This window comes from Desulfobacula sp., assembly GCF_021107415.1.
In genome coordinates this window covers 1-5,071 of sequence record NZ_JAIOSW010000265.1, presented here as the reverse complement: position 1 = coordinate 5,071, position 5,071 = coordinate 1, and the positions used below count along the sequence as shown (strand labels likewise).

6 protein-coding genes are annotated in these 5,071 nt (G+C 35.1%); 4 read left to right on the top strand and 2 right to left on the bottom strand.

Features of this window, described 5'->3' with window-relative positions:
* Positions 1 to 190: hypothetical protein (locus K8S13_RS14110; RefSeq protein ID WP_291463404.1), on the top strand; the 190-nt coding region annotated here is incomplete at its 5' end.
* A gap of 219 nt (positions 191 to 409) precedes the next feature.
* Here K8S13_RS14110 and K8S13_RS14105 read toward each other — a convergent pair.
* Entirely contained in the window at positions 410 to 592 is a 183-nt protein-coding gene (locus tag K8S13_RS14105; RefSeq protein ID WP_291463402.1) for a DUF1737 domain-containing protein, read from the bottom strand.
* A 596-nt stretch (positions 593 to 1,188) separates the two neighbouring features.
* Between K8S13_RS14105 and K8S13_RS14100 the strand changes: the two genes are divergently transcribed.
* From K8S13_RS14100 to K8S13_RS14090, 3 genes are all read left to right on the top strand, one after another.
* Positions 1,189 to 2,439 (top strand): mechanosensitive ion channel domain-containing protein, encoded by a 1,251-nt coding sequence (locus tag K8S13_RS14100; protein ID WP_291463400.1) that lies wholly within the window; start codon positions 1,189 to 1,191, stop codon positions 2,437 to 2,439.
* Positions 2,440 to 2,617: 178 nt separating this feature from the next.
* Entirely contained in the window at positions 2,618 to 3,118 is a 501-nt protein-coding gene (locus K8S13_RS14095) for a hypothetical protein (RefSeq protein WP_291463398.1), read from the top strand.
* Between the two features lie 288 nt (positions 3,119 to 3,406).
* Positions 3,407 to 3,829 carry a hypothetical protein gene (locus K8S13_RS14090; protein ID WP_291463397.1) on the top strand — a complete coding sequence of 141 codons (423 nt, stop codon included), beginning with the start codon at positions 3,407 to 3,409 and terminating at the stop codon, positions 3,827 to 3,829.
* 304 nt (positions 3,830 to 4,133) lie between these two features.
* Here the strand turns inward: K8S13_RS14090 and K8S13_RS14085 are convergent, their stop codons facing one another.
* A complete protein-coding gene (locus K8S13_RS14085) occupies positions 4,134 to 4,922 on the bottom strand; it encodes a hypothetical protein (RefSeq protein ID WP_291463395.1) in 789 nt (262 codons plus the stop codon).
* Between the last annotated feature and the right edge of the window lie 149 nt (positions 4,923 to 5,071).

The following is a 5,071-nucleotide window of genomic DNA, read 5'->3' as shown; positions in this document are numbered from 1 at the left end:
TGAATATATCGGCTATGAGGAATACGAAGGCAGTATTTTTGTTAGAGTTAAAGATGAGAGCGGGAACAAACTTTGGGCAAACATGAATGGCCTTGCTTGTGAATGTGAAGGGCAAGGTAAGCAAAGGAATATCACTAAGCAAGATGTGATCAAAGAGAATTTTAAGCCATTATCAAATGTGACCCGTTAAACAGAGATTGTAAAATCTTTATATGCTTTAAGCAGCTTTCTTTTTGAGCACTAATGGTATATAAGCTCAGAATTGCTTAATAATTTTCAGTAATGACTGGCAGATCAATTGGTCGCCTATTTCTGAATGCTGAAACTCAAGCTTAATTATCCTTGTTAGGATTTTATGAAATTCTAAAACCTGAAAGATACCAAAAGAATATATTATCAAAAGTTTGTATCAGATACCTGAGGTTTTTTCGGTCAAAATTACGGCTTGCGCAGCAATAACATCCTTCCCATTATAAGTGACCGATGGCGAACCATAGAGTTGATAACCCTCTTTAAGTAAATTAGATATTCTTTCACAAAAATTTGCATCATCCTTACCGGTGATGAGTCGATATTTTAACTTTTTTTCCATTCCCTTTATTCTCCTCAGGATGATTTGTTTGATTTCTTGTTCCCATGTATCAAATCTATAATTATTTTTCAAAATAATTATATCAAATGGGCAATAGAGGTATTTTAAGAGTTAAGAATCATTATCCTTATGGAAACTGCCACAGGGTGTTCAGAAGATTGATGCAAGAATCATTGACTCTCAATAATGATTTAATTCGATGTGCTCACATTAAAAATTTCAATTAAAGAATTTTTTTCCAACTACTACATATAGTGCCGGGTTTTATTAAAAAAAGAACTATGGTTAAGAGTTTTTAACGCCTCTGAGATCTGATTCACCATAAGCACTGGAAAAAGTATTAAACGTATTTCCAGCAAAGGGTTTCAGTGACTGTAGATAGACACATTAAACACCTTTTACTATTTCAAAATCCCTTCCCATTAAGGACGTTTTCTGTTTAAAAATTATTAAGAATACAAATGGTATCTTGTACTATTTCAGATATAGAAAAATTTTGCCTTGGATAATAAATATTGATTCAATACCTGGCATTGTGTATAAAAACGGCAATAACAATACTCAATGTTTTTTTCAATACCCAAACCGGGGAGATAATGGTTGCCTTAATTCAAAACTGGTTGAAAATATTTGAGTTCAGTCAAGATCTGACAATAATTCTGGCAAAAAGCCTGGTTTTTTTGTTTATTATTATTCTGGCACTGATCGCTGATAGAATAGCAAGGCAAATCATTTTGCCAAAGGTCTATCAGCTGGCAGCCGGAACCAAATCCAGCTGGGATAATACCTTTAAGAATCACGGCTTTTTTAATCAAACTGTCCGGTTGGTTCCTGTCATCATTTTATATTCTCTTGTACCTGCTGTTTTTGATAAAGAGTCGCTCGCTTTATTTTATATCCAGAAAGGGTTGGCAGCGTATGCCATGATCCTTTCGGTTTTCATAGTGGATGCCCTGTTAAATGCATCTCATGAAATCTATAATACATTTACCGTTTCACGCAAAATACCCATCAAAATTTTTATCCAAACGGCAAAGTTAGGCTATTATTTTATTTGCGGCATTTTCATCATTTCACTGCTCTTTAACAAGACACCATTATATCTCGTCAGTGGTTTGGGCGCAATGACAGCTGTGCTTATGTTTATTTTCAAAGATTCGATTTTAGGGTTCATTGCCGGAATTCAACTGACTGCCAATAAGATGGTGGCCATTGGCGACTGGATAGAGATGCCCAAATATAGTGCGGACGGGGATGTTATTGAACTTGGGTTGGCAACGGTAAAAGTCAGGAATTTTGATAAGACCGTGACCATGATACCCACTTACGCCCTTATCAGCGAATCATTCAAAAACTGGCGGGGGATGAAAGAATCGGGTGGCAGGCGGATCAAAAGAGCTATTCATATTGATATCAATTCCATTAAATTCTGTGACCAGGAAATGATCGACCGGTTTCAGAAAGTACAGTATATTTCTGAATACATTGCATCAAAAAAAACCGAACTGGAAAATTATAATAAAAAGGTTAATGCGGCTCACCAGATCAATATCCGTCGGTTGACCAATATCGGCATACTACGGGCTTATCTGGTTCATTATTTAAAGGGACACCCTTATATCAACCAGGGCATGACGTTTCTGGTGCGGCAGTTAAAACCGACCGAAAATGGTCTTCCCATTGAAACATATGTTTTTTGCAAAGAGGTTGAATGGTCAAAATTTGAAGCGGTTCAGTCAGATATTTTTGATCATATACTGGCAATTGTCCCTGAATTTGATTTAAGGATATTTCAGAGCCCAACGGGTAATGATTTTAAAGCCGCTATAAATTTTCAGCCTCGCTGACAGGAATCCGGTAGGAGTTTCGCAGTAAGCTCTCTTTAAAGTTTAGTTCTTGTTGAACCAATGAACAAATTTTGTCATCCCCTCTGTGACAGTATAAGTGAGACACTTACCCCTTGATAAATTAGTGTAGGGTGGGTAAGGAAAATACTTATGAAATCAATTAAATGAAGAATAAATCATGATAAGATTAAAAAGTAAGGGATTGAAGTGGTTAAAAGGATTTCATTTACTTGCAGTCTCAAGCTGGGTTGGAGGGGCCCTGGCATTAATATTATTATACTTATTAAAGGAAGACGTAGCCGATGGTAAGGTTTTGTATGGGATTAATCAGAGTATTCACCATGTTGACATGGTTGTTGTCGTCATACCTGGTGCATTCGGATGCCTTCTTACTGGTTTAATCTATTCAACTTTCAGTAATTGGGGATTTTTCAAACACGGTTGGATGATATTTAAATGGATCGTGACCATATTCGCAATTCTGTTTGGTACTTTTTACCTTGGGCCTTGGGAAACTAACATGATGGAAATATCTGGGGAATTAGGCATGGAATCCTTTATGAATCCAGACTATTTGTACAATCAAAAAATGAATCTGATATTTGGAACTGCCCAGTGCTTGATTCTAATGATCACTGTATTTATATCTATTTTTAAACCTTGGAAAAAAAGAAAATAATTCAATAACTTCAAACCGTTTAATGGTATAAACCCTGACTATATCGTCTGAAAAATTACTGGGTATATCTTTTTCAAATAGTCGCCCTAAAAAAACTGTCAAAACTGTTTAAAAATAGACATAGTCCACGCTTCAAAATCTTTAAGATACCGATACAAATCAAAACCATTTTCCGGTAAAAGCTGAAGCCATGATTATGCAAGTTATGCTGCCGGTTTGATTATGGTGGAGAAACAAAACTTAAAGTGAAAAGTTTATTATTTTATAAGAGTTTGATATTGAGATCCTATGTTAGATACCACCTCAAATATTTTGATAAAATTGGCAGCATTGGTTTGGTACACAGGAATTGTTGTTTTAATTGCTAAAAGTGGCGCCTTATTCCTTGAGGCGCTGAAGGGTGGGGCAGATCAACTATTCATCCTGATGGCTATTTTATGTGGAATTGTGATCGGAAAGATTAAGGCAAAATATCTATTTTACAATATAGGTAAGAAAAATATAGATCGAATCAATTTATTGACAAACCCCAAACTGTGGCAGTTCTATCGGAAACGATTTTTTATCTTTTTATTTTTAATGATTGCATTGGGAAAATATTTATCAGGTGTTGCATATGGAGAGAATATGGCACTTATTGCATTGGCTGTATTGGAACTTTCAATCGCCTTTGCATTAGTTTTAAGCAGTCATTGTTTTTGGAAAAAATAGAGAAAAATTTCTGTTTAAGAGGTGGGATTTGTTAGTGTGGGGTCAAATTCTTGATTATTGACTTATACTTCTCAACAAGAAAAATAAACCGAATTTCACCGGTTATTTTCAGGGTTACAAGCAAGGATTTTAAAAATGATTGGATATTTTACTGGGAATATATCATATCAGGTGTCCCATCTTGATTAGAGATTAAAGTCATTACAGCACTCAAGATTAATTATCCCTGTCCAGAGAATTTGAAGATCGATATTCTTAAAGATACCAAAATAATCCTTTATCAAAAAACATCGAGATTATACGTTCAGTCACTCTCCTGTACTAAATATGTTTGCAATCGCTTACGCCACCCTGCTAACCACTGGCGTTCTTCTTTTGGCGCATATTTTACACGCCTTGTTAATACAAAATCAGCTGCTTTAACAAAATTGGCAAGAACATTGTTTTTACTGTTCTCAGGCATTGCATCCAATACCTGCAAAAGTCCCCACCCGTATCCTTGGTAGCGTTCTTTTTCGAAAACTCCCTCACCCTTAAAGTTGATATAATCCATTAAAGCATAAATCCCGTTAGGTGTTTGTGCAATAGTTTCAAATCGGTTTTTGATATAAGGTTGACGTTTTTTAGGGGCTGCTACAATGATCTGAGGCAAAGATTGATGCAAACGTAAAACAATAAATTGTGCCTGTTCTAAAAATGTTGTTTTTAGTAATTGTCGGATTTCATACATTTTTGGAGAATCAAAATCCTTATAAAAAGCTGTTCGATTGGGCCATAAACATGGTGTATTTGGTGTGATGCCATAGGGTAACTCTACACCATTCTCTTTTAGGTAGGTTAATAATATGGTAAAAGATTCACGATAAGGGCGGTCACTAATATTTACCGGATACCAAATAAAATGTCCCATTCCCAGTGAAGCAAACGTTTCTCCTTCATTCCACTGAGTTAAATACTGATCTTTCCCATCTCCTTCATTTTGCCATATTTTGTTGGCTAAAATGAGAGCATCTGATTTAGACAATTGTATTTCTGCGTGACAAAAAGTTGCCAGACTATTTAATACTAATATACTAACCAATAGATATTTCATATCCACCTTACAATAGATTGATTAATTATCTCTGTATTTTGTTAAATATAGTGATTTCGTCATCATTACCTGGTATTTTTTACCTCAAAGTCCGAATCTTAATTTTTTTCAAAACATATACATGTGTTTTTTCACAGTCAATGATAATT